This window comes from Aquaspirillum sp., from assembly GCF_055136605.1.
Map to the genome: position 1 here is coordinate 23,681 of NZ_JBSQVP010000017.1, position 23,831 is coordinate 47,511.

20 protein-coding genes and 1 riboswitch are annotated in these 23,831 nt (G+C 51.1%); of the genes, 13 read left to right on the top strand and 7 right to left on the bottom strand.

Annotated features, from left to right (window positions below):
* The first annotated feature begins 3 nt into the window (after positions 1-3).
* From ACTBZS_RS04530 to ACTBZS_RS04565, 8 genes are all read left to right on the top strand, one after another.
* Positions 4-1,896, top strand: coding sequence for a CHASE2 domain-containing protein (locus tag ACTBZS_RS04530; protein ID WP_463043401.1), 1,893 nt, complete (start codon positions 4-6; stop codon positions 1,894-1,896).
* Positions 1,874-3,178, top strand: coding sequence for a tetratricopeptide repeat protein (locus tag ACTBZS_RS04535; RefSeq protein WP_463043402.1), 1,305 nt, complete (start codon positions 1,874-1,876; stop codon positions 3,176-3,178). The genes ACTBZS_RS04530 and ACTBZS_RS04535 overlap by 23 nt, the downstream gene beginning before the upstream one ends.
* Entirely contained in the window at positions 3,172-3,948 is a 777-nt protein-coding gene (gene tcdA, locus ACTBZS_RS04540; protein ID WP_463043403.1) for a tRNA cyclic N6-threonylcarbamoyladenosine(37) synthase TcdA, read from the top strand. Before ACTBZS_RS04535 ends, tcdA begins: the two co-directional genes overlap by 7 nt.
* Before the next feature lie 230 nt (positions 3,949-4,178).
* A complete protein-coding gene (locus tag ACTBZS_RS04545; protein ID WP_463043404.1) occupies positions 4,179-5,084 on the top strand; it encodes a glutamate/aspartate ABC transporter substrate-binding protein in 906 nt (301 codons plus the stop codon).
* A 106-nt stretch (positions 5,085-5,190) separates the two neighbouring features.
* Entirely contained in the window at positions 5,191-5,937 is a 747-nt protein-coding gene (locus tag ACTBZS_RS04550; protein WP_463043405.1) for an amino acid ABC transporter permease, read from the top strand.
* A complete protein-coding gene (locus ACTBZS_RS04555) occupies positions 5,937-6,602 on the top strand; it encodes an amino acid ABC transporter permease (protein WP_460430417.1) in 666 nt (221 codons plus the stop codon). Before ACTBZS_RS04550 ends, ACTBZS_RS04555 begins: the two co-directional genes overlap by 1 nt.
* Entirely contained in the window at positions 6,599-7,333 is a 735-nt protein-coding gene (locus tag ACTBZS_RS04560; RefSeq protein WP_460430416.1) for an amino acid ABC transporter ATP-binding protein, read from the top strand. The genes ACTBZS_RS04555 and ACTBZS_RS04560 overlap by 4 nt, the downstream gene beginning before the upstream one ends.
* Positions 7,334-7,407: 74 nt before the next feature.
* Positions 7,408-8,490, top strand: a complete 1,083-nt coding sequence (locus tag ACTBZS_RS04565) for an asparaginase (RefSeq protein ID WP_463043406.1) — start codon at positions 7,408-7,410, stop codon at positions 8,488-8,490.
* A gap of 146 nt (positions 8,491-8,636) precedes the next feature.
* On the opposite strand, the gene fba is transcribed toward ACTBZS_RS04565, so the two are convergent.
* From fba to tkt, 5 genes are all read right to left on the bottom strand, one after another.
* Positions 8,637-9,701 carry a class II fructose-bisphosphate aldolase gene (gene fba, locus ACTBZS_RS04570; protein WP_022654281.1) on the bottom strand — a complete coding sequence of 355 codons (1,065 nt, stop codon included), beginning with the start codon at positions 9,699-9,701 and terminating at the stop codon, positions 8,637-8,639.
* A 62-nt stretch (positions 9,702-9,763) separates the two neighbouring features.
* A complete protein-coding gene (locus ACTBZS_RS04575) occupies positions 9,764-10,390 on the bottom strand; it encodes a LysE family translocator (protein ID WP_460430673.1) in 627 nt (208 codons plus the stop codon).
* 17 nt (positions 10,391-10,407) lie between these two features.
* Positions 10,408-11,580 (bottom strand): phosphoglycerate kinase, encoded by a 1,173-nt coding sequence (locus ACTBZS_RS04580; protein ID WP_460430672.1) that lies wholly within the window; start codon positions 11,578-11,580, stop codon positions 10,408-10,410.
* Between the two features lie 17 nt (positions 11,581-11,597).
* Positions 11,598-12,608 carry a type I glyceraldehyde-3-phosphate dehydrogenase gene (gene gap / locus ACTBZS_RS04585; protein WP_022654278.1) on the bottom strand — a complete coding sequence of 337 codons (1,011 nt, stop codon included), beginning with the start codon at positions 12,606-12,608 and terminating at the stop codon, positions 11,598-11,600.
* A 70-nt stretch (positions 12,609-12,678) separates the two neighbouring features.
* Complete coding sequence (tkt, locus tag ACTBZS_RS04590) at positions 12,679-14,664, bottom strand: transketolase (protein WP_463043407.1); 1,986 nt, start codon at positions 14,662-14,664, stop codon at positions 12,679-12,681.
* Positions 14,665-14,807: 143 nt separating this feature from the next.
* Between tkt and ACTBZS_RS04595 the strand changes: the two genes are divergently transcribed.
* Positions 14,808-15,584: a BPSS1780 family membrane protein gene (locus tag ACTBZS_RS04595; protein WP_463043408.1), complete on the top strand. Its 777-nt coding sequence runs from the start codon at positions 14,808-14,810 to the stop codon at positions 15,582-15,584.
* A 2-nt stretch (positions 15,585-15,586) separates the two neighbouring features.
* Here ACTBZS_RS04595 and ACTBZS_RS04600 read toward each other — a convergent pair whose 3' ends face one another.
* Both ACTBZS_RS04600 and ACTBZS_RS04605 read right to left on the bottom strand, forming a co-directional pair.
* The gene (locus ACTBZS_RS04600; RefSeq protein ID WP_463043409.1) at positions 15,587-16,462 is read right to left on the bottom strand and encodes a cobalamin-binding protein; all 876 of its coding nucleotides are present in this window, start codon (positions 16,460-16,462) and stop codon (positions 15,587-15,589) included.
* Entirely contained in the window at positions 16,462-18,351 is a 1,890-nt protein-coding gene (locus ACTBZS_RS04605; protein ID WP_463043410.1) for a TonB-dependent receptor domain-containing protein, read from the bottom strand. Before ACTBZS_RS04605 ends, ACTBZS_RS04600 begins: the two co-directional genes overlap by 1 nt.
* Before the next feature lie 118 nt (positions 18,352-18,469).
* Positions 18,470-18,675: riboswitch (cobalamin riboswitch) on the bottom strand.
* A gap of 65 nt (positions 18,676-18,740) precedes the next feature.
* Between ACTBZS_RS04605 and ACTBZS_RS04610 the strand changes: the two genes are divergently transcribed.
* From ACTBZS_RS04610 to cysN, 4 genes are all read left to right on the top strand, one after another.
* On the top strand, positions 18,741-19,190 hold the full coding sequence (locus tag ACTBZS_RS04610) for an OsmC family protein (protein WP_463043411.1): 450 nt from the start codon (positions 18,741-18,743) through the stop codon (positions 19,188-19,190).
* Positions 19,187-21,034: a sensor histidine kinase gene (locus tag ACTBZS_RS04615; protein WP_463043412.1), complete on the top strand. Its 1,848-nt coding sequence runs from the start codon at positions 19,187-19,189 to the stop codon at positions 21,032-21,034. Before ACTBZS_RS04610 ends, ACTBZS_RS04615 begins: the two co-directional genes overlap by 4 nt.
* 102 nt (positions 21,035-21,136) lie before the next feature.
* On the top strand, positions 21,137-22,045 hold the full coding sequence (cysD, locus tag ACTBZS_RS04620) for a sulfate adenylyltransferase subunit CysD (RefSeq protein ID WP_463043413.1): 909 nt from the start codon (positions 21,137-21,139) through the stop codon (positions 22,043-22,045).
* A complete protein-coding gene (gene cysN / locus ACTBZS_RS04625) occupies positions 22,045-23,460 on the top strand; it encodes a sulfate adenylyltransferase subunit CysN (protein WP_460430663.1) in 1,416 nt (471 codons plus the stop codon). Before cysD ends, cysN begins: the two co-directional genes overlap by 1 nt.
* The last annotated feature ends 371 nt before the right edge of the window (positions 23,461-23,831 follow it).

The window sequence follows — 23,831 nt, forward strand, 5'->3', positions numbered from 1 at the left end:
TCCATGTCTCGACAGCAACAACTTGCACGCTGGCTTGGTCGTTTTTCTGCGCTATTACTGGCCTATCTGTGTATGCTGCTTGTGCAGCATGGGTTTCCCCACCTCGTTCGTAATTTAGAAGAACGTGGTGGTGATTTGATTTGGCGTCTTGGTGCAGAACATCAGGTTGAACGCCGCTTTGTGATTGTCGACATTGATGAAAAAAGTTTGGCCGAAGTAGGCCCTTGGCCTTGGTCACGCGATACGATGGCTGCATTAAGCCAACAGTTAACCAACCTTGGCAGCCCATTGCACATCTACGATATTGTGTTTCCTGAGTCACGAGAGGGCGATGATGTTTTTGCCACCACGCTACAACGTACCCCCTCGGTTCTGGCGCAAGTGTTTGCAGTTGACCAAGGGGCTGCCGCCCAAGCCGGTGTGCTACAAGGCGCGTTACGGCAGCCACCATGTGCCACCTTGCCACAGGCTCGGGGTTATGTGGCAAATAGTGCGGTGTTAAAAGGTGTGAATGCCGGGCATATCACACCACGCATTGCACAAGATGGCATGATTCGGCAACTACCCGCTTTAGTTTGTTACCAAAACCAAGCCTATCCAGCCTTAGGTCTCGCTGCCATTTTGGCCGGTGCTAAACTGCCGGCACAGCTCAGTTTATCTGCTGGAGAGGATTGGCGCTCACCCGAGCAGTGGCTCACCAGCCCCGATGCCCCAGAATGGCGGCTGCCCCTAGATGCACAGGGCAATGCTCGATTATCGTATTTGTTAAGCCCAGAGTCGTTTATTTCGGTCTCTGCTGCTGATATTTTGCATGGCAAAGTCCCAGATGACTTGCTGCGTGGCAGTTGGGTCTTAATTGGTGCAACGGCATTTGGTATCGGCGATGCTGTACCAACGCCTCATGGTGGTGCAGTGGGTGGCGTCGGTGTACATGCCCAGTGGTTGTCGGCTTTATTAGATCAACGCTTACCATATACCCCGCGTGGTGCCTCGGTCATACAACATATTGCTGTATTGGCCATCGCGCTGATGCTGTTGGCGCTGTCTACTTGGCGTGGACGGGCGGCAATGGTCGTTTTGCCAATGACCGGTTTAAGTTTGGGGATGGTGTGTTACTTCGCTCAAGCTCATCTGCTGTTACAACAACAACTGTGGTTAGGATGGGTGTTTCCTGCAGGGTTTGCCATCAGCGCAGGGTTATTGCTGACTTTGGTTGAATATGCGCGCACTCGTTTTGAACGTGAACGTTTATTTGCCAACCTCACCAGTTACCTACCTGCACCTGTGGCTAACACATTGGCGCTCAAACGACCTTCTAGCACCATCGAAGCCGAACGCCGCGATATCACCGTTTTATTTGCTGACATTCGTAATTTCTCAGCGTTTTGTGAGAATCGTCCCCCAGAAGAAGCGGCGACGTTGCTGCATAACTTCTTTACTTGTGCCACTCGTATCGTAGAGAATTATGGCGGTGTGGTAGAGGCATTCCAAGGTGATGCCGTCATGGCGGTATGGAATGCGCCTTCTCGTTGCGACAATCATCCGATCCATGCCTTGGCTGCGGCTCGTGCTTTGTTGGTTGCAGTCGAAGCCGAGTTGCCAGAGGTAGAGCAATATGGTCTCGAACCTTTGGCACTAGGGATGGGGCTTGAAAGTGGTGAAGCCCTAGTCGGTTCATTTGGTCTGGCAACGCGCCGCGCCCACACCGCTTTGGGTCAAACCGTCACGATAGCCGCACGGCTACAAATGCTCACGCCAGAATTGGCACAACCCATTTTACTTGGTTCTGGTCTGGCCGCGCGATTAACCCCAAACAGCGTGGTCTCGCAGGGCTTTTTCTTACTCGAAGGACTGCGACATCCGCATTGTGTTTATGCGCCTGCTTTGGCTGATTAATTTTTTCGTCCTTCTTTCTTCTCCTCTGTTGTATGCCGAAAGTCTGTCCTGTCCTCATGGCGTCGGTGTCCCTGCAGCCCATTCATGGGAAGAACTTAAACAACGCGAACAAGCGGTGGCGGCTTATGCTGCGCGTTGTGAGCGTGATGCGCATTATTTAGCATGGCATGGTGCATTGTTAAATGCCCTCAATCGTCCACACGATGCTGCCGATCGGCTTGAGCGAGCGTTATTGCTTAATCCAGAATTGATGGTAGCAAAAATTGATTATGCCGAAGCTTTAACCAGCTTAGGTGAAACACGGGCCGCCCGTCAGTTATTACAAGAAGTCCTCGCTCGACCTGACCTCCCTCCCCATCTGGAGTCAGTTTTACAAACGCGCTATAAAGCCTTGGGGCATATTTGGCTCAGTCGTGCCTATCTAACTTCTCGTTTGGGCTACGACAGCAATTTAACCAGCGCCCCACGTATTGACCGACTGACACTTACCTTACCTGATGGCAATTTACCGCTGTTGTTGGCAGAAAGTTACCGCCGGCAAAGCGGTCTCACGGCCAGCCTAGAGTTTAATGGTGATCTTTCCCACCCCTTGGATTCGGGCGGCAGTCTCTTGTTTTACGGTGATATGCGCCTACGTCATAGCCCGAGTGTACGCGGTGTGGACTATGCCCAAATTGATACCGTCGCCGCCTATCTTCATCCCAATACACTAGGGGATGCCTTATTGTCTGTTGGCAGCAGCTTTTTGCATTACAACGGCGAAACACTCTACCGTTCAGCGCGGATCTCGTTGGCACAAGATTGGCAATGGGCAGACTGCCGGCCACGGGTGGGTTGGGACAGTGAGTGGCGGCAATATCCACAAACCCCAGAATTAGATGGTCGTTTTGCGGCGCTGTCTGTTGGGCTTTCCTGTCATCATCAGGCGCGCACCAGCTTTATCCTCCGTGCGGGACGTGATGATGCCGCCCGCCGGCGTGCCGGCGGTGGCCAATGGCGTCTTGAAGCGCGTGCAGCAGCCAGTTGGCCCTTGGCTGGTGGTGTATTGGATACTGATTTGAACTACAGCTTACAACGCGATGATCGCAGCTATAGCCCCTTATTAGCCAATGGCCTCGCTCGTCGAGTCCAACGTTGGACGGCTCGCGCAGAATATCGCTATCCTCTGTCTCGTCATTGGCAGGCGTTAGGCAGTATCGAAGTCAGTCGACAAAATGCCAATCTCGAATTATTCGATGTCAACAGTCATGCTTTTAGTATAGGTGTTCGCCGAACATGGTAACCACAACCTACTCCGAACCAGATTTTAACCGTCGCTTTGGCGGCATTGGTCGTTTATATGGTGAAGCAGCGCAACAGCGTCTTACCACAGCACATTGCTGTGTGATTGGTATTGGTGGGGTAGGTTCATGGGCTGCCGAAGCCTTGGCGCGAACGGGTATCGGCGAATTAACATTGATTGATCTGGATAATGTTGCCGAGTCGAATGTAAATCGCCAAGTGCATGCTGTCAGTGGCGAGTTCGGGAAACCGAAAGTACAGGCGATGGCAGAACGAATTGCACTGATTCATCCGGGGTGTCGCGTGAATGTAATTGAAGATTTTGTCGAAGCCGATAACTTAGAACGCTATTTGGCCCCACGCTATGATTTTGTGTTGGATGCGATTGACAGTATCCGCGCTAAAGTGGCCTTGATTGCATGGTGTCAACGACAAAGACAACCTTTGATTGTCAGCGGCGCAGCCGGTGGACAAATTGACCCAACCAAAATTTGTATTGATGATTTAAGCCGCACGACACAAGATCCGATTGCCGCCAAATTGCGCGCCCAACTGCGTAAACATCATGGATTTCCCCGCGATATAAAGAAAAAGTTTGGGGTTCCCTGTGTCTATTCCACCGAAGTCTTGCGGTATCCCACCCAAAGCTGTGCCACTGCCAGTGGCTTGAACTGTGCCGGTTTTGGTTCAAGCATGATGGTAACAGCCAGTTTTGGCATGGCAGCCGCAGCCTACGCCATAGCGCAGTTGGCGGCGTCTGCTACACGATAACGTTCGGAATTCCGAACAGATAACGAAACGTAAATTCGGAATTTCGACTGTTAGCTTGATGGCTATTGTGAAGTGCATCACAGCCTTTTCTATTTAATGTATTGTTTTATTGTGTGTTTTCTCTTCTTTTGTGGTTTGTTACAAAATTGGCACAGATTCTGCGTTATAGGACGTGTAAAGCCTGACTCAGAACAATCGGCTTATTTCGTACAAAAGAGGAGCTTTCTTTCATGCGTACTACCCCTTTCGCTTTGGCTGCTATCGCTGCTGCCGTATTATCGACGCCGGTTTTTGCAGCAGAATTAACCGGCACGCTGAAAAAAATCAAAGACTCGGGCACTGTCGTCTTGGGTCATCGCGATGCCTCGATTCCATTCTCCTACCTCGGTAACGATCCTTCCCAGCCGATTGGGTATTCTCACGACTTGCAACTGAAAGTAGTTGAAGCACTGAAAAAAGAGCTGAAACTGCCTAGCTTGAAAGTCAAATACAATCTGGTCACCTCTCAAACTCGTATTCCGCTGGTGCAAAACGGCACCGTTGACCTCGAATGCGGTTCGACAACCAATAACCTTGAGCGTCAGAAACAAGTTGACTTCTCGGTAGGGATTTTTGAAATCGGTACCCGTTTGCTGACCAAGAAAACCTCTGGTATCAACGATTTCCCTGATCTGAAGGGTAAAAACGTTGTTACCACCGCTGGCACCACCTCTGAGCGACTGTTGAAAGCCATGAATGTGGAGAAACAGTTGGGCATGAACATCATCAGCGCAAAAGATCACGGTGAATCGTTCTTGATGCTGGAATCGGGCCGTGCTGCCGCCTTTATGATGGACGATGCACTGTTATACGGTGAAATGGCGAAGGCGAAAAACCCTGCTGACTGGGTGGTCACCGGTAAGCCACAATCGTTTGAAATCTACGGATGTATGGTGCGTAAGGGCGATGCTGCCTTTAAGAAAGTGGTGGATGATGCCATCGTTGCCACTTACAAATCAGGTGAAATCAACAAGATTTACAACAAGTGGTTCCAACAGCCCATCCCACCTAAAGGCCTGAACCTGAACTTCCCAATGAGCGATGAGTTGAAACAACTGATCGCCAAGCCAACCGACAAATCTGCCGAACAAATGTAAGCCAGTTGGTTTATAAACAACAAGGGGCTCGTCCCCTTGTTGTCAGTAGGGCGTACCGGTATGCCATGTTGTGCAATGCCGGTTTCTGCATGAAAAGGGGATGTCGATGGATTACAACTGGGACTGGGGTGTTTTCTTTAAGTCCACTGGAATTGGTCAAGAAATTTATCTTGATTGGTTTATTTCTGGCTTGGGCTGGACCATTGCCGTTGCGTTGATCGGCTGGTTAATCGCTTTATTCTTGGGCTCGGTATTGGGGGTATTGCGTACCGTACCAAACCGCTGGCTGTCTGGCTTGGCCACAGCCTATGTCGAGCTTTTCCGTAACGTACCGTTGTTGGTACAACTGTTTCTCTGGTATTTCTTAATCCCCGATCTGTTACCCGAACCGATCGAGATGTGGTTTAAACAAGATTTAAACCCTGCTACTTCAGCCTATCTGAGCGTCGTTGTCTGTTTGGGATTATTTACCGCTGCTCGTGTCTGTGAACAAGTCCGGACCGGTATTCAAGCGCTGCCTAAAGGCCAAGCTGCCGCAGGCTATGCTTTAGGGTTCAAATTACCTCAAATCTATTCGCAAATTCTGTTACCGCAGGCTTTCCGCATCATCATTCCACCGCTGACCTCCGAGTTCCTGAATATCTTCAAAAACTCTTCGGTTGCCTCGTTGATTGGCTTGATGGAGCTGTTGGCACAGACCAAACAAACTGCTGAATTTACTGCCAATTTGTTTGAAGCCTTTACCTTAGCAACGATTATCTACTTCACTCTCAATATGAGCTTGATGCTGTTGATGCGCTGGGTAGAAAAGAAAGTAGCTGTTCCAGGCCTGATTTCGGTGGGAGGTAAATAATGGACTTTAGTGCAATTATTCCCGCCCTTCCCGGGATGTGGGAAGGGATGGCGATGACGCTCAAGTTGTTGGTATTGGGCGTGATCGGTGGGGTGGCATTGGGGACAGTCTTGGCTTTGATGCGCTTGTCGCACAATCCTCTGCTCTCGAGATTGGCCGGTGCCTATGTGAACTATTTCCGTTCGATCCCGTTGCTGTTGGTGATTACGTGGTTCTATTTTGCCGTGCCGTTTGTCTTGCGCTGGATCACAGGTGAAGACATGCCGATTGGTGCATTCACCTCGTGTTTAGTGGCTTTCATGATGTTTGAAGCTGCCTATTTCTGTGAAATTGTGCGGGCAGGGATTCAATCAATTCCCAAAGGACAGATGGGCGCTGCTTATGCTTTAGGGATGAATTACGGCCAAGTCATGCGGCTGATTATTCTGCCTCAAGCATTCCGTAAGATGACGCCGTTGTTGTTACAACAAAGCATTATTTTGTTCCAAGACACCTCGTTAGTGTACGCCGTCGGTTTGATGGACTTCTTGAACGCCGCCCGTTCACGGGGCGATATTATCGGCCAGCCGCATGAGTTCCTGATTTTTGCCGGTCTGGTGTATTTCACCATCAGCTTCTCCGCCTCGTTATTGGTTAAGCGTTTGCAAAAAAGGTTAACGGTATGATCTCGATTAAAAATGTCAGCAAGTGGTACGGCGAATTTCAAGTCTTGACCGATTGCACAACCGAAGTCAAAAAAGGCGAGGTGGTGGTGGTCTGTGGCCCGTCGGGTTCTGGTAAATCGACCTTGATTAAATGTGTGAATGCACTAGAACCCTTTCAGAAGGGTGATATTGTGGTCGACGGCACATCGATTGCCGATCCCAAAACCGATTTGCCAAAACTGCGCTCACGAGTGGGGATGGTGTTCCAACATTTCGAACTGTTCCCTCACCTGTCGATTACCGAAAACCTGACCATTGCCCAAATGAAGGTGTTGCGTCGTAGCAAAGAAGAAGCCACAGATAAAGGCTTAAAACTGCTCGACCGCGTTGGCTTGAAGGCACATGCACATAAATACCCTGGTCAGCTCTCTGGTGGTCAACAACAACGGGTGGCGATTGCACGAGCCCTAGCGATGGATCCCATCGTGATGCTATTCGATGAACCCACATCAGCACTCGATCCCGAAATGGTGAATGAAGTGTTGGATGTCATGGTGCAGTTGGCTCAAGAAGGCATGACGATGATGTGTGTCACCCACGAAATGGGGTTTGCCCGCAAAGTGGCAAACCGTGTGATCTTTATGGATCGTGGGCAAATTGTTGAGGATTGCCATAAAGAAGAATTTTTTGGCAATGTCGATGCCCGTTCCGATCGTGCGAAGCAATTCCTCGCAAAGATTTTGCAACACTGATTTTGTCCCCCTTGGCTGCTGAGTGAAATATTCAGCAGCTTTTTTTTGTTCGTTGTTTTCAAGAGGAAGAAACGATGAAAACCCTCCACAAGCTGGCACCTTGCTTTGCTGCGATGATGTTTTTGTTGCCTTACCAAGCCGCTCATGCAGAAGCGGCCAAGGCAAAATTGCCTAATGTGGTGATCTTAGCCACGGGTGGGACGATTGCAGGGGCTGGCGCAAGTGCAGCCAATAGCGCAACCTATCAGGCAGCTAAAGTCCCAGTCGACAAATTGATTGCTGGTGTGCCCGAGTTGAGTCATATCGCTCAGGTTCGCGGTGAGCAAGTTTTCCAAATTGCATCGGAAAGCTTTACGAACGATCATTTGTTGCAATTAGGCAAACATGTTGCCGAGTTGGTGAAACGTAGCGATGTTGATGGTGTAGTCATTACCCACGGCACCGATACTTTGGAAGAAACCGCCTACTTCCTTAACTTAGTTCAGCGTACCGACAAGCCTATCGTGGTGGTTGGTTCGATGCGCCCTGGGACTGCCATGTCAGCCGATGGCATGTTAAATCTTTACAATGCCGTTGCGGTTGCTGGCAGTAAAGATTCACGCGGTAAAGGGGTGTTGGTGGCGATGAATGATGAAATTCATTCTGGCCGCGACGTCAGCAAAGCCATCAACATTAAAACGGAAGCTTTCAAGAGTCCTTGGGGCCCTCTTGGTATGATTGTCGAGGGAAAAACCTATTGGTTCCGTTTGCCAGCTAAACGCCACACGATGAACTCAGAGTTTGATATCAAGCGCATTAATACCTTGCCGCCAGTTGATATCGCTTATGGTTATGGCAATGTAACCGACACCGCATACAAGGCGTTTGCGCAGCAAGGGGCAAAAGCGATTATCCATGCAGGTACAGGTAATGGCTCTGTGGCTGCGAAGGTCGTCCCTGCATTACAAGAAATTCGCCAAAGTGGTGTGCATATCATTCGTTCTTCTCGTGTCAATGCTGGCGGTTTTGTTTTGCGTAATGCCGAACAGCCTGATGATAAATATGATTGGGTGGTAGCACATGACCTCAACCCACAAAAGGCCCGTATCTTGGCCTCTGTTGCTTTAACCAAAACCCAAGACAGTAAAGAATTGCAACGGATTTTCTGGGAATATTAATTCTGGTCAATACCATTATTTAAGATAAATAAAAAAGCTCCCAATTACTCGGGAGCTTTTTTACTTGTTGTTCCTATCTTAAAAAACGGAAGTTTTTTCCGCAAGATGGCAACGCACTGCTACGAAAATGTTTTTTGCAGCAGTAATTAACGTACGATTTGTGCTAACTCACCTTTGGCATAGCGGTTTGCCATCAGGTCGAGGTTGACGGGTTTAATTTTGCTTGCCATCCCTGCCGCGCCAAAAGCTTCATAGCGTGCGATGCAAATATCACGCATGGCATCGGTTGAGGCTTTCAGATACTTACGTGGGTCGAATTCGTTGGGGTGTTGTGCCAAGAAACGACGGATAGCACCGGTGGAGGCCAAGCGTAAATCGGTATCGATATTCACCTTACGCACGCCGTGTTTAATCCCCTCAACAATTTCTTCGACTGGCACACCGTAGGTTTCGCCTAAATCGCCACCGAATTCGTTGATAATCTGCAACCACTCTTGCGGTACGCTGGAAGAACCGTGCATCACCAAGTGTGTGTTAGGAATACGGGCATGGATTTCTTTAATACGGTCAATGCGTAATACATCTCCGGTAGGCTTTTTGCTGAATTTATAAGCACCATGACTGGTGCCAATCGCAATTGCCAAGGCATCGACGCCGGTATCTTTGACAAATTGTGCGGCTTCTTCTGGGTCGGTCAATAACTGACTGTGATCCAACACGCCTTCTGCGCCCACACCATCTTCTTCACCTGCTTTACCGGTTTCCAAAGAGCCTAAACAGCCAATCTCGCCCTCTACCGATACCCCACAAGCGTGGGCAAAATTGACCACGGTGCGTGTGACATCGACGTTATAGGCATAGTCGGCAGGGGTCTTACCATCGGATTTCAGCGAGCCATCCATCATCACCGAACTAAAGCCGAGCTGGATCGAACGCTGGCAAACATCTGGGCTGGTGCCGTGGTCTTGGTGCATCACCACTGGAATATGAGGGAATTCTTCCACGGCTGCCAAAATCAAATGACGCAAGAACGGCGCACCTGCATACTTACGCGCACCTGCCGAGGCTTGCACAATCACCGGTGCATCGACTTTATCTGCGGCTTCCATGATGGCGCGCATTTGTTCGAGGTTGTTCACGTTAAAAGCGGGCAGGCCATAGCTGAATTCAGCCGCATGATCGAGAAGTTGACGCAGAGAGACGAGAGCCATCGGGCTACCTCCAAAAAGAAAACAGCGCGGCAGGCCGCGCTACAAAAAGAAAAGACTGCCTATCACTGTCTGCTCACACTGGTGAGCGCCACTCCAGCCACAGCAAAAGAACCACCCGCAAAACGATTGAGCCATTGTAGGCGCAAGGGAGTATTGAGCCAGCTTTTTAACTTGGCACCTCCGGTGGCATAGACGATTTGCCATGTGCTTTCGATGACAAAAAATGTTGCCGCTAAGATGGCCAGTTGCACCGATTGATCGGCTTGGGCATTCATAAACTGAGGGAAGAGGGCAGTGAAAAAAACAAACGCCTTCGGGTTGCTCATCGCGACGAGAAAGCCCGTGCGGAAACGCTGCCACGCGGTATCGATGACCGCTGCCGCTGTGCTTTCTTGCAAAGGACTGGCCGGTGCGCGCCATGTTTTAATGCCAAGCCACACCAAATAGGCTGCACCAGCATATTTCACCACCGAGAACAATAATTCCGAGGTCGCGAGCAAAGCGCCGAGTCCTAGGGCAGAACCACACATGATGATGCCCAAGGCCAATAACAAACCGGCTAAAGTGGGCAGGGTATGGCGCACGCCGTAGCGAATACCATGCGTCATTGCTAACAACATATTCGGGCCCGGCGTGGCCGAGACAAAAAACACCGTAGCGACATATAACAACCACGCATTGAGCGACATACCCTATCCTTTAACGCTTAGGCTCGTTCAGCTAACACGGCCACTGCGGGCAGTTGTTTGCCTTCGAGGAACTCCAAGAACGCACCACCCCCGGTCGAGATGTAGCTGATTTTATCGGTCACACCAAACTTAGCAATGGCTGCCAAGGTATCACCGCCACCGGCAATCGAGAAGGCTTTAGACTCGGCGATGGCGCGGGCCAAGGTTTCTGTGCCTTCGGCGAATTGATCGAACTCGAACACACCGACAGGCCCATTCCATACCACCGTGCCAGCTTGAGCCACAATATCAGCCAGTTGGGCGGCGGATTGTGGGCCGATGTCGAGAATCATGTCATTCTTGGTGACATCTTCCACCGGCTTGAGAGTGTCTTCTGCATTCTCAGAAAATTCCGGTGCGGTGACGACATCAACAGGCAACGGCACATTGCCACCACGGGCTTTGATCTTGGCAATCACTTTTTGTGCTTCTGCCACCAATTCTGGCTCGGCTAAGGATTTACCAATGCCATGACCTTCAGCCAATAAGAAGGTGTTGGCAATCCCGCCACCCACGATTAACTGATCGACCTTATCGGCCAGCGATTCCAAAATGGTCAGCTTAGTCGAGACTTTCGAACCTGCCACAATTGCCACCAGTGGGCGAGCAGGGCTTTCTAAAGCGCGGCCTAAGGCGTCGAGTTCGGCTGCCAACAAGATACCAGCACATGCCACCGGCGCAAACTGCGCGACGGCATGGGTTGACGCTTCGGCGCGATGGGCGGTACCAAAGGCATCGTTGACAAAAATGTCGCACAGGTTGGCGTACGCACGTCCTAAATCGGGGTTATTTTTCTTTTCCCCTTTGTTAAGACGCACGTTTTCTAACATCACCACATCGCCCGGATTGAGCGATAAGCCATTTTGCCAATCGCTGACCACAGGCACGGTTTTACCCAACAAGCTGCCCAAGCGCGCAGCCACGGGGGCTAAGCTGTCTTCAGGTTTAGGCTCACCTTCGGTGGGGCGGCCTAAGTGGGTCATCAGAATCACTGCTGCGCCGTTATACAGGGCATGCTGAATCGAGGGCAGCGAAGCGCGGATCCGAGTGTCATCACCGATGGTGCCGTTTTTCACGGGCACGTTCATATCGACGCGAATCAACACTCGCTGGCCGGCGAGTGCCTGATCGGTTAGTTTCTTGAATTGCATAAGCTGTTGCCGCTTTCTTAGCAGTTAAACAGAGCACGGGCGGTGTTCAACATCTGGCACGAGAAGCCCCACTCATTGTCATACCATGCCAATACTTTCACCATATTGCCATTGCTGACTTTGGTGAGGGTGCTGTCAAAGCAAGAGGCTTCGCTGCTGTGATTAAAGTCGGACGACACCAAAGGCAAGGTGTTATAGCCCAACACCCCTTTCATTGCGCCTTCGGCAGCGGCTTTGACGATTTCATTCACTTCGGCAACGCTGGTGTCACGACCGGCTTCAAACGTTAAATCCACCAACGAGACATTGATGGTTGGCACGCGCACTGCAAAGCCATCCAATTTGCCTTTCAGTTCTGGCAATACCAAACCAACAGCTTTGGCTGCGCCGGTTTTGGTTGGAATCATATTGTGGGTGGCGGAGCGTGCGCGGCGCAGGTCTTTATGGCGCACATCGGTTAACACTTGGTCATTGGTGAAAGCGTGGATGGTGGTCATCAGACCTTTTTTGATACCCAAACCATCGTTCAACGCTTTGGCAACAGGTGCTAAGCAATTGGTGGTGCACGAAGCGTTCGACACCACAGTCATGTCGGCGGTGAGCACATCGTGGTTCACGCCATACACAATGGTCGCATCGACATCGTCGCCACCTGGGGCAGAAATCAAGACTTTTTTCGCGCCAGCATCAATGTGAGCTTGGCATTTTTCTTTGGTGGTGAAAGCGCCGGTACATTCCATCACCAAATCCACATTCAACGCTGCCCACGGTAATTCAGCAGGGTTACGGGTTGAGAAGAAAGGAATCACATCACCATTTACGATTAAATGGTTGTCGTCGTGGCTGATGGTGGCGTTAAAACGGCCGTGAACGGTGTCAAATTGGGTCAGGTGGGCGTTGGTTGCTAAATCACCAGAAGCATTGACTGCCACCACTTCAAACTCGTCGCGCAGGTTGTTTTCATAGATTGCACGTAATACTTGACGGCCAATACGGCCATAACCATTGATCGCTACACGGATCGCCATGTTTTTCTCCTGAGATAGTTGTGTTGTGTTGAGGTGCAATAATTGGCACCCCAACCTAGGCTGCTACGATTTACAGCACTGCTTTGACTGCTTTGACCACTGCGGCAGAGGTAATACCAAAATGCTCAAACAACACCGAGGCAGGTGCCGATTCACCAAAGGAATCAATCCCCACCACTTCGCCGGTCAAACCGACATATTTACGCCAGTAGTCGGTTACTCCTGCTTCGACGGCAACGCGGGGTAAGTTTGGCGGCAACACCGCTTCGATATAACTGCGTGTTTGCTGATCAAACAAACGGGTACATGGCATCGACACCACCCGTACAGCCAAGCCTTCATCTGCCAGCTGTTGTTGTGCTTTCAGTGCCAATTCGACTTCGGAACCCGTTGCAATAATCACTGCCCGTGCTTCATCTGCATCACGCAACACATAACCACCGCGCTTAATGTCTTCGATTTGCGGCGCTTCACGTTGGATAAATGGCAAGTTTTGGCGGCTGAAGATCAAGGTGGACGGGCCATCTTGGCGAGCTAAGCTTTCACCCCAAGCGATCAAGGATTCAAGCGTATCGCATGGCCGCCATACGTTCATATTGGGAATCAAGCGCAGGGTTGCGATTTGCTCCACTGGCTGGTGGGTTGGGCCATCTTCACCCAGACCAATCGAGTCGTGAGTAAAGACAAACAACGGGTTAATTTTCATCAACGCCGCCATCCGCAAGGCATTGCGGGCGTATTCACTGAACATCAAGAACGTGGCACCAAACGGTTTTACCCCGCCGTGAAGGGCCATCCCGTTCATAATCGCTGCCATACCAAATTCGCGCACGCCATAGTGGACATAGTTGCCCGAGGTTTCACGCGAAATACTGCGGCTGGTTTTCCAATTGGTCAGGTTTGATGGGGTTAAATCAGCTGAACCACCGACCAATTCCGGCAAGACTTCAGCAAACACACCAATGGCGTTTTGTGATGCTTTGCGGGTGGCGATGGTTTCTGCTTTGCTGTTAACCGCAGCAATCGCCGCTTCATAATGCGCTTGCCACTGGGCAGGTAATTCGCCTTGCATCCGGCGCTCAAATTCTGCAGCTAATTCAGGATGGGCATTGCGGTATGCAGCAAACAGGCTGTTCCATTCCGCTTCGGCAGCCGCACCTTGTGCACGGGCATCCCACTCAGCAGCGATGTCCGCTGGAATATCAAATGGGGCATGTGGCCATTGCAGCGCTTCGCGTGCAGCAGCAATTTCGGCTGCACCCAAGGGCGCGCCATGCACATCATGCCCCCCCTCTTTATTGGGTGCACCCTTACCAATCACTGTACGGCAGCAAATCAAGGTCGGTTTGTTGCTGTCTGCTTTGGCTGCGTCAATCGCTTGCAATACGGCGTCGATATCATGACCATCCACCGCACGGATGACTTGCCAGCCATAGGCTTCAAAGCGCGCTGGCGTATCATCGGTAAACCAGCCTTCGACATCACCATCAATCGAAATGCCGTTGTCGTCATAGAAGGCAATCAGCTTACCCAAGCCCCAAGTCCCAGCCAATGAGCAGGCTTCGTGACTAATCCCTTCCATTAAACAGCCATCACCCAAGAACACATAGGTGTGGTGGTTGACGATAGGGAAGCCATCGCGGTTGAATTCATCGGCTAACAATCGTTCTGTCAGCGCCATCCCAACTGCGTTGCTAATCCCTTGCCCCAAGGGGCCAGTCGTGGTTTCAATGCCCGGGGCGTAACCATATTCAGGGTGGCCGGGGGTTTTGCTGTGCAGCTGGCGGAAGTTTTTTAAGTCTTCCCGTGACACGTCGTATCCTGTGAGATGCAACAGGCTATACAGCAACATGGAGCCATGGCCGTTGGACAACACAAACCGGTCACGGTCGGCCCATTGTGGGTGGCTTGGGTTGTGTTTGAGGTGATATTTCCACAGGGCAACGGCAATATCTGCCATCCCCATTGGCATTCCAGGGTGGCCAGAGTTGGCCTGTTGTACGGCATCCATGCTAAGAACACGGATGGCATTGGCGAGCTGTTTACGCATGAACATTTTCAGGAAAAGACCTTGCTTGTCGGGCGGGAAAGGGAAGAACGCAAAAAAGCGAGTAAAAAAATCATGTAATTATCGCCGATTGCTGCCATAGGCGGCAACCAGCGCAAGGATCTCAGTTTAATAAAATAAGGGTTTTCTTCATGACATCATTGCCTACGCCACCGACTTCGCCACAAACACAGACTTTGCGTGGCTGGTTTTGGATTCGCGATGCTTTTTTCTTACTTAAACAACAACCCAAAGCATGGCTGATGTTGGCAGGGTGCCATTTTCTGGTCAGTGCACTCATGCACTTTCTTCCCGGTATTGGTCAATTATTGGCTGTGTTGTGTGCTCCAGCGTTTCTCGCTGGGTTTTTATATGCTGCGGTTGGCCAACAAATGGGCATTCCTCCACGCTGGCAGCAATTGTTTGCCGGTTTCCGCCTACAGCCTGTACCGTTATTGACGGTAGGTGTCTATTACCTCGTAGGCATGGTGTTGGCCGCCATCGTGTTGGGAATTGGCCTTGGTATTTGGGGCCATTCAGTACCGGCAGAAAGCGATGCCCTGTTACGTTCTGCACAATCGGTCGATGGCCAGATGACCGTATTGCTGATTGGGTTTTTGCTGTTCTTATTGCCAGTGGCGTTGGCCTATTGGTTAGCACCCGCTTTAGTGGTGTTTCAAGGACTACCGGCATTGCGGGCGATGTGGCTCAGTTTGTTGACTGCGTTAAAGCATTGGCCGGCGGTTTTATTGTATTTGGTGCTCATGGCTGCGTTGTTGGGGCTGGCGATTATTCCGTTTGGCCTTGGCTTACCTATTTGGTTACCCGTGGCACTGTTAACTGTGTTTACCGCTTACTGTGACTTATTCCAACAGCCTGCCCCACAACCGATGGTGCCAGAACAAGATACCGCCCATTTTTTGGATTGATTTTACTGTTGGAAATGACTGCGTGCTTGTGCCAAGGTATGGCACAGCATTTTTGCTCCCTCCACCAAGCGTGTGCCCGGGCGACTGAGGGGATCGGCAGGCAGGGAATAGAGTTGTTGCTGTTGGATGGCTGGTAGCTGCGGCCAACTTTGCCACTGTTGCAGCGTTGCGGTGTTCTCCCCCAAGGTAAGCATCACTTGGGGTTGGCGGCGCAACACCTGCTCAGGTAAAACAGGAAACGCATCTAACCCCACATCAGCAAACACATTACTGCCACCACAACCCCGCAGCAAATCGGATAGAAATTGTCTGCCGCCGATGGTCAGCAGTGGCCGTGCAGAAATTTGCACAAACACCGAAAGTCGCGGTTGTGCTGAGGCATAACGCTGTTGTAGTTGTTGCCACTGCTGTTGAAATTGTTGGGCGGCGTGTTGAGCTTGTGCGGTGGAACCGGCTAATTGGCCTAGGCGTAATAGGCTATCTGCTACAGCCTGCAACGAACGGGGTTCGCTGAGAAAGACGGATAAGCCTAACTGCCGCAAGCGTTCTGCATCCCGTTGTCCCTGCCCACTGCCCCATAACACCACCAAATCGGGGCGTAGTGCTAACACTTTTTCAAACTGGATCCCGTTCACGCTGCTGACTTTCGGCAGCTTTGTTGCTGCTGCCGGAAAATCGCTCCACTCGCTGACCGCCACCACCTTTTGCCCTGCCCCGGCAGCAAACAGCAACTCTGTTGCATGAGGGGCAAGGCTGATGATGCGTTGGGCCGGTTGCGATAAACGCACCACGGCACCGGCATCATCTTTCACGGTGATGGGGTTGGCAGAGACAAAGCTAGCAGCGAATGCGGCCAGCCATAGCCATGAGATACGCATTAAGGTTGGTACTGAACGGCGGCAAAGACCGAACGACCGGCCGTTTGATAGCCAACATAATCGGTGTATTCACGATCAAATACATTATCTACCCGACCGTTGACTGACCATTGACGGTTAATCCGATATTCGGCAAACACGCTACCCAAAGCATATCCTCCTAAGCGACTGCGCGCAGCATTGTTTGCTGCACTGTAGCGATGACCCACCGCACGCCATTCTGCACCGACTGATAAATCACCAAACTGATGTGCCACACTCAACGCCGCAAAACGCTGTGGGCGATAAGGCAAGAAACGGTCGCTGTCGGCATCTTTTGCTTGCAACCAGTTCAGATTGCCTTTCAACTGCCATTGGTCGAATTGCCATTGGCTGTCTAAGCTGACGCCTTTAATCCGGGCCTGCCGCACATTCGCCATCGTGCCTTGGTAGGTGACTGGATCGGAAACGTAGCTAATCAAGTCTTTGATTTTTTTATCAAAACCAGTCAAACGGGTTTGGCCATAAGCATTGCGATGTTCCAGCGCCAGCTCACGGTTATAAGCTTGTTCAGGACGCAAGTTGGGATTGCCGCGATAGCTGGCACTTGGCAAATCTTGGTAGAGATCGGCAAAGGTTGGTGCACGGTAGGCGGTGCCATATTGCGCTAATACACGCCATTCTGGATGCAGGCGATAGCCAAGACCAAACGAGCCTGTGGTTTTGCCGCCAAACTGTGAATTGTCATCATGACGCAAAGAGGCTTGTACTGTTAACGCATCATAATTGGCTAAATAGCTGGCAAAGGCGCTTTTCACGTGGCGTTGTTCTTCGGTAAAGCGCGAGCTTCCTTCCACCTCTTGTGTCAGATATTCCACCCCGGCATTGAGCTGTGCCTGACCCAAAGTGAGTTGATGCAACCATGTCCAACGTTGGTCGTGTGAACCAAATTGATTGTTACTGAGCGCAAAGCCACCGCGCACCCAATCGGGGGAACGTGAACGGCTATCGTACCAATCGCGGCTATCCGCATAGGTTAACGTCGCTTGCCACTCATCACTGAAGCGGCTGGTAAACCAAGTGCTGAGTGTGGATTGACGGGTGTGGTTGCGATCATCAAATTGGTTGCCGGTGGCGGCGTCGTATTGGGTGTTGCTATGAATTTGCAGCGCCCGCAGGCCAATTTCATGACCACCATCGAATTGATGTTGCAGTGCCAACGATAGGCTTTGGCTGCGGCTACCGTCTTTATCGGGGTGATGGCTATAGCTGTTGCTGCGCGTCGTGGCCGAGAAACCCTCTGTTTCGCGTTGTGCGAGTGTTAAGGCATAACGGGTACGTTCACCGATTGTGCCTGCTGCGGATAAACGGTAGACCTGTTGACCATCCGAGCCAAAACCAGCGCTGGCGCTTAAACCTTTGCCATGTTGTTTGGTGAAAATCTGAATCACACCGCCAATGGCATCTGCCCCATAAATCCCTGACACTGGGCCGCGCACAATCTCAATGCGCTCAATTTGTTCTGGCGGCAATAAGTGCAACGGTGAGCCACCTGTCACAGCAGAAGCAACGCGTACACCATCGACTAACACCACGGTTTGGTTGGTATTTGTCCCACGCAAAAACAGACTGGTTGGTTGTCCCGCACCGCCATTGCTGGTTAATACCACACCCGTTTGCCGCGCCAAAATCTCGGGCAAGGTTTGACCTGCCGCTTGGCGCAAGGCGGTTTCATCAATCACCGTGACATCATTGACCACCTGATGCAGCGGGCTGGCGCTACGAGTCGGGGTAATCACGACCACCTCTAACGCTGGCGTATTGTCTTCTGCCGATGGGGTTTGGGCATAAGCATGAGAAACCGTCAAGACCGAGGCGGTGAGCGTAAAACAGGAAACAGCTTTGAACATGAAAAAACACTCTTTGGTGAAATCACAACGTAAGAGTGCGAAGACGATCAGCAAGATACATTGCCTAAGGCAGTGGCTCGCGTTTCGCGCCCCGCGAAACTCTGTGGCAAACCGTGTCACACCGACACGGGCTCAGGCCGGTCTCCGGGCTTGGTTATCTCGTCGCTTCCCTTCCCATTTCGGTTTGAAACAGTGGTATGAAGCGGCGGTGTCATTATTGACTCACCTTACCGTTGCGGGGGCAGCGTCGGTTTTGCACCGACTTCCCGTTTCACCTACTGATGTCGTTTTGACATAGCAGACACCTGAACGACAGCGATTATAACCGTCAAGAGCGTGGCTTGCCTGTGTTAGCATCGACAGCACTGGTCTTTTTAAGGAGAAATAGTATGTCAGGTGATAGCGTTGTTCGTGTTCAATTACAACAGAATGAAGGTTTTGAATTTCAAATTCATTTTGCTGAGCATTTACCGGCTTTAATTGCAGATGAACCCCCGCCCTTAGGCAAAGGCAATGGCCCAACGCCTGCTCAATTATTGATTGCTGGTGTGGCTAATTGTCTGTCTGACAGTCTGACTTTTGCGCTTGGTAAATACAAACAACAGGCCGGCCCTCTGCGTACCGAAGCCGAAGCCACCATTGGCCGTAACGAGGACAATCGCCTGCGGATTTTGGCGATTCGAGTGCAACTGCATCTTGCCGTGGCAGCCAGTGAAGTGGAGCACCTCGACCGTATCCTGAGTCAGTTTGAAGGGTTTTGCACCGTGTCAGAAAGTGTGCGGCAGGGGATTCCCGTGGATATCAGCGTCTTTGACAACACCGGAACCCAGTTAAAGTGAAACTCCCGTTGTTGCGCCACGTTATCTTGCCTACCTTAATCATTTTGCTGATGTTCGGGTTTGGCTATGGCGGCTATCGCATTAGTGAGCGCAGCGGGATTCAGGCGTTGACCGAGAATGGTGAACGCCAACTTGAATTACATGCCCGAGCAGTCGAAAGCGAGATCAATCGCTATACCTACCTACCCAGTTTGCTCGAATTGGAGTCGGGTGTCAGTGATTTATTGCTGCGACCGTCCACCGAACGCCAACGCCAAGTCAATCATTATTTGCAAGGGTTGAATGCGCGTAGCGGCAGCCGAGTGACCTATGTGTTAGACCTGACTGGGCGTGTGTTGGCCACCAGTAATTGGAAAGATGCCGACAGCTATCAAGGGGAAGATTTATCGTTTCGCGCCTATTACCAAGATGCGGTTGTCGGTAAACAAGGCCGTTTTTATGGTATCGGTAGCACCATCGGCGAACCGGGTTACTACCTTGCTCATGGCCTGCGCCATCAAGGTCGGATTATCGGTGTGGGTGTGGTCAAAATCCGTTTAGAGGCACTAGAGGCACGTTGGCAAAAAGCACGGCTGGAAGCCTTCGTTACTGATGAAAATGGCATTATTATTTTATCCAGTGACCCCAAACGCCGTCTCAAAGCGGTGTATCCACTTTCTGATGAAAAACGGGAAGCCTTGGTGCGCAGCTTGCAATATCACTGGTGGACATTCACTGAACTCAACCCTGTTGAACGGCTTCCTCTCGGGCCTGGGGTTGAACGTATTACCTTGCAGCGCAGTGCTGATGCAGAACAAGGTGAGACCAATACTGTAAGCTATTTGGCACAAACCCGCCGTCTCAGCGATACGCCGTGGGACTTGACCGTGTTGTCGCCGTTAGATGAAGTGCAACGTAATGCGGTCAGCCACGGCATGTTAGCCGCTGTATTGTTTGCTTTTATTGCCTTTTTTATGATTGCGTGGAATGAGCGGCGTAAAGTGTTGGCCACGCGCTTAGCGGCACGCGAAGCCCTACAAGCGGCAAACAATGAACTCGAACGCAAAATTGCTGAACGCACTGCCGATTTAGTCGCCAGCAATGCCCGTTTACGTGAAGAAATTCATGAACGGCGCCAAACTGAACATAATTTACGGCGTACCCAAGATGAGCTGGTGCAAGCGGGTAAGTTGGCTGTGATTGGCCAAATGTCGACCAGCATTGCCCATGAACTGAATCAACCTCTTGCTGCTTTGCGGACGTTATCGGGCAATACGATTCGCTTTTTAGAACGCGGTGCCCTTGATACTGCCACTACCAATTTACATACAATTAACGAGCTGGTTGATCGGATGGGGCGCATCACTGCCAGCTTGCGCGCTTTTGCTCGTCGATCAGGGGATGAAGGTGAAGCCGAAGTGGAACAGGCGATTGATGCGGCATTGTTTTTGTTGCATCCGCGCTTCGCAAGAACGCCTGTTAATTTACAACGCGCTTGTCCCAATGCGCGGCTGGCGATTGATCAAACTCGTCTTGAGCAAATTTTGGTGAATTTAATGGTCAATGCGCTTGATGCGATGGCAGAGCAGCATGAACGTCAACTGTGGTTGGCGGGGGAGGGGGAGCGCGACCGTTATCGCCTGATCGTGCAAGACAACGGCCCCGGTATTGCACCAGAGTTGCGCCATCATTTATTTGAACCCTTCTTTACGACTAAGCCCGGTGAACATGGTCTCGGTTTGGGTCTAACGCTATCAGCCAGTCTAGCCGCTGCCGCTAAAGGCAGCCTCACCGTTGAACATCCTGCCGAAGGTGGGACTCGATTTGTCTTATCGTTGCCGGTGTTAGCGGAGGATCACACTTAATGCTTTTTCGTCATAACATATAGCTAAAAATACCAAAACAGTTCTTTATAGCGGTGTATGCTGGCAGGACTTTTGATTTCCGTTTGCGGAGAAATCGCTTTCATGTCCTCACACCGTCGCACCCACCTCAAACAACTCGAAGCCGAATCCATTCACATCATCCGTGAAGTCGCTGCCGAGTTCTCCAATCCAGTCATGCTCTACTCCATCGGCAAAGACTCCTCAGTCATGCTACACCTAGCACGCAAAGCCTTTGCCCCTGCCAAACCACCGTTTCCATTACTCCATGTAGACACCACATGGAAATTCCGCGACATGATTACCTTCCGGAATCAAATGGCAAAACAAGCCGGCATGGAGCTCATTGTCCATACCAATCAAGAAGGGTTAGCCGCCAATATCAACCCCTTCGATCATGGCAGTGCCAAATACACTGACATCATGAAAACCGATGCCCTCAAACAAGCACTAGATCAATATGGTTTTGATGCTGCCTTTGGTGGTGCGCGACGTGACGAAGAAAAATCACGCGCAAAAGAACGTGTCTACTCCTTCCGAGATCGCTTTCACCGTTGGGATCCCAAAAACCAACGCCCCGAGCTATGGCACCTATATAACGGTCGCGTCAACCGTGGAGAATCCATTCGCGTCTTCCCACTCTCAAACTGGACCGAACTCGACATCTGGCAATACATCTGGTTAGAAAACATCCCGATTGTCCCACTCTACCTCTCAGCCCCTCGCCCCGTCGTAGAACGGGATGGCATGCTGATCATGGTCGATGACGAACGCCTTCCCCTACGCGAAGGCGAAACCCCACAAATGAAATCAGTGCGTTTCCGCACCTTAGGCTGCTACCCCCTGACAGGCGCTGTCGAATCCCAAGCCACCACCCTGCCAGACATCATCCAAGAAATGTTATTGACCACCACTTCCGAACGCTCTGGCCGCGCCATCGATCACGATCAAGCCGGCTCAATGGAAAAGAAAAAACGCGAGGGCTATTTCTGATGTCTCACACCACCAACACCAGCACCAACCTATTGCAATCCGACATCATTGCCTATCTACGCCGTCACGAAGAAAAAGACCTGCTGCGTTTTATCACCTGTGGCAGTGTCGATGACGGTAAATCAACCCTAATTGGCCGGCTCCTATACGACACCAAAGGCATTTTTGAAGACCAATTAGCCGCCGTAACCCGCGATAGCCGTGTTCACGGCACCACCGGCGACACACCCGACCTAGCTCTATTAGTCGATGGCCTACAATCAGAACGCGAACAAGGCATCACCATTGATGTCGCCTACCGCTACTTCTCCACCGACCGCCGTAAATTTATCATTGCCGATACCCCCGGCCACGAACAATACACACGCAACATGGCAACCGGCGCCTCAACTGCCAGCCTCGCCATCATCCTGATTGATGCCCGCTATGGCGTACAAGTACAAACCCGCCGCCACAGCTTTATCTGTGCCCTATTAGGCATCCGCCATTTTGTGATCGCAGTCAACAAAATGGACCTAGTCCAATTCTCACAAGAACGCTTCGACCACATCACCCAAGACTACCTACATTTCGCAGACAAACTCGGCGTCCGTGACATCCGCTTTGTCCCCCTCTCCGCACTCACCGGCGATAACGTCGCCCGTCCCAGCGAACACACACCTTGGTACCAAGGTCTACCACTCCTAGAAATCTTAGAAACTCTCGAAATCGACCGTGACGACAACCTCACCGACCTACGTTTCCCCGTCCAATATGTCAACCGTCCACACCTCGATTTTCGCGGATACTGTGGCACCTTAGCCGCCGGCACCATTCGCCCCGGCCAAAAAATCAAAGTCCTACCCTCTGGCAAACTCGCCACTGTCAAATCCATCCTTACATGGGAAGGTGAACTCAACCTCGCAACCGCCGGTGACGCCATCACCCTCACCTTGCAAGAAGAAATCGACATCTCCCGTGGCGATATTCTCGTCGCTGCCGAACAACACACCCATCTCGGACGCGCTTTTGCCGCCGATCTCGTCTGGATGCACGACCAACCACTCGACATCGGTAAACGCTACGACTTCAAACTAGGTACCAGCTTTAGCGGTGGCCGTATCCGCGCCATCGACTACCAAATCGATGTCAACTCCCTAGAACAACACCCAGCCCAACAACTCCCATTAAACGGCATCGCTCGCGTCGAAATCGAACTCGATAACCCCCTCGCCTTCGACGAATACCAACTCTGCCAAGCCACTGGCAGTTTCGTCGTCATCGATCGCCTCTCCAACGTCACCATCGGCGCAGGCATGATTCGTCAACCCCTACTCGACTCCTCTCTCCCACTCCAACACACACACACCAACACCCCTTTCGAACAAGATTTGAAAGCTCTAATCCAAAAACACTTTCCCCATTGGTGGCCTTGATTGACTGGGGGGGAGGCGAAAAATAAGAATAAAACCTAGAAAGCGAGATCATTTGATCTCGTTTTCTTTTTTTGGGTGCGCCCGGCAGGGTGTAATGGTCTAATACCCGTAGACACCTCGATAGGGCATGATGTAATGGTCTAATACCCGTAGACACCTCGATAGGGCATGATAGATCTTAACGAGGGGGAAGAAATGAATTCAAAACGTAGTCTGTAATGGTCTAATACCCGTAGACACCTCGATAGGGCATGATAGATCTTAACGAGGGAGAAGAAATGAATTCAAAACGTAGTCAATATGATGCGAGTTTCAAGCTAGAAGTGGCGAGGATGGTAGTTGACCAAGGCCTGAGCGTGATGGAAGTGGTG

Coding starts and splice junctions, on each gene's coding strand:
- ACTBZS_RS04530 (WP_463043401.1), top strand. CDS start 4: ATGTCTCGACAGCAACAACTTGCACGCTGGCTTGGTCGTTTTTCTGCG.
- ACTBZS_RS04535 (WP_463043402.1), top strand. CDS start 1,874: ATGCGCCTGCTTTGGCTGATTAATTTTTTCGTCCTTCTTTCTTCTCCT.
- tcdA (WP_463043403.1), top strand. CDS start 3,172: ATGGTAACCACAACCTACTCCGAACCAGATTTTAACCGTCGCTTTGGC.
- ACTBZS_RS04545 (WP_463043404.1), top strand. CDS start 4,179: ATGCGTACTACCCCTTTCGCTTTGGCTGCTATCGCTGCTGCCGTATTA.
- ACTBZS_RS04550 (WP_463043405.1), top strand. CDS start 5,191: ATGGATTACAACTGGGACTGGGGTGTTTTCTTTAAGTCCACTGGAATT.
- ACTBZS_RS04555 (WP_460430417.1), top strand. CDS start 5,937: ATGGACTTTAGTGCAATTATTCCCGCCCTTCCCGGGATGTGGGAAGGG.
- ACTBZS_RS04560 (WP_460430416.1), top strand. CDS start 6,599: ATGATCTCGATTAAAAATGTCAGCAAGTGGTACGGCGAATTTCAAGTC.
- ACTBZS_RS04565 (WP_463043406.1), top strand. CDS start 7,408: ATGAAAACCCTCCACAAGCTGGCACCTTGCTTTGCTGCGATGATGTTT.
- fba (WP_022654281.1), bottom strand. CDS start 9,701: ATGGCTCTCGTCTCTCTGCGTCAACTTCTCGATCATGCGGCTGAATTC.
- ACTBZS_RS04575 (WP_460430673.1), bottom strand. CDS start 10,390: ATGTCGCTCAATGCGTGGTTGTTATATGTCGCTACGGTGTTTTTTGTC.
- ACTBZS_RS04580 (WP_460430672.1), bottom strand. CDS start 11,580: ATGCAATTCAAGAAACTAACCGATCAGGCACTCGCCGGCCAGCGAGTG.
- gap (WP_022654278.1), bottom strand. CDS start 12,608: ATGGCGATCCGTGTAGCGATCAATGGTTATGGCCGTATTGGCCGTCAA.
- tkt (WP_463043407.1), bottom strand. CDS start 14,664: ATGTTCATGCGTAAACAGCTCGCCAATGCCATCCGTGTTCTTAGCATG.
- ACTBZS_RS04595 (WP_463043408.1), top strand. CDS start 14,808: ATGACATCATTGCCTACGCCACCGACTTCGCCACAAACACAGACTTTG.
- ACTBZS_RS04600 (WP_463043409.1), bottom strand. CDS start 16,462: ATGCGTATCTCATGGCTATGGCTGGCCGCATTCGCTGCTAGCTTTGTC.
- ACTBZS_RS04605 (WP_463043410.1), bottom strand. CDS start 18,351: ATGTTCAAAGCTGTTTCCTGTTTTACGCTCACCGCCTCGGTCTTGACG.
- ACTBZS_RS04610 (WP_463043411.1), top strand. CDS start 18,741: ATGTCAGGTGATAGCGTTGTTCGTGTTCAATTACAACAGAATGAAGGT.
- cysD (WP_463043413.1), top strand. CDS start 21,137: ATGTCCTCACACCGTCGCACCCACCTCAAACAACTCGAAGCCGAATCC.
- cysN (WP_460430663.1), top strand. CDS start 22,045: ATGTCTCACACCACCAACACCAGCACCAACCTATTGCAATCCGACATC.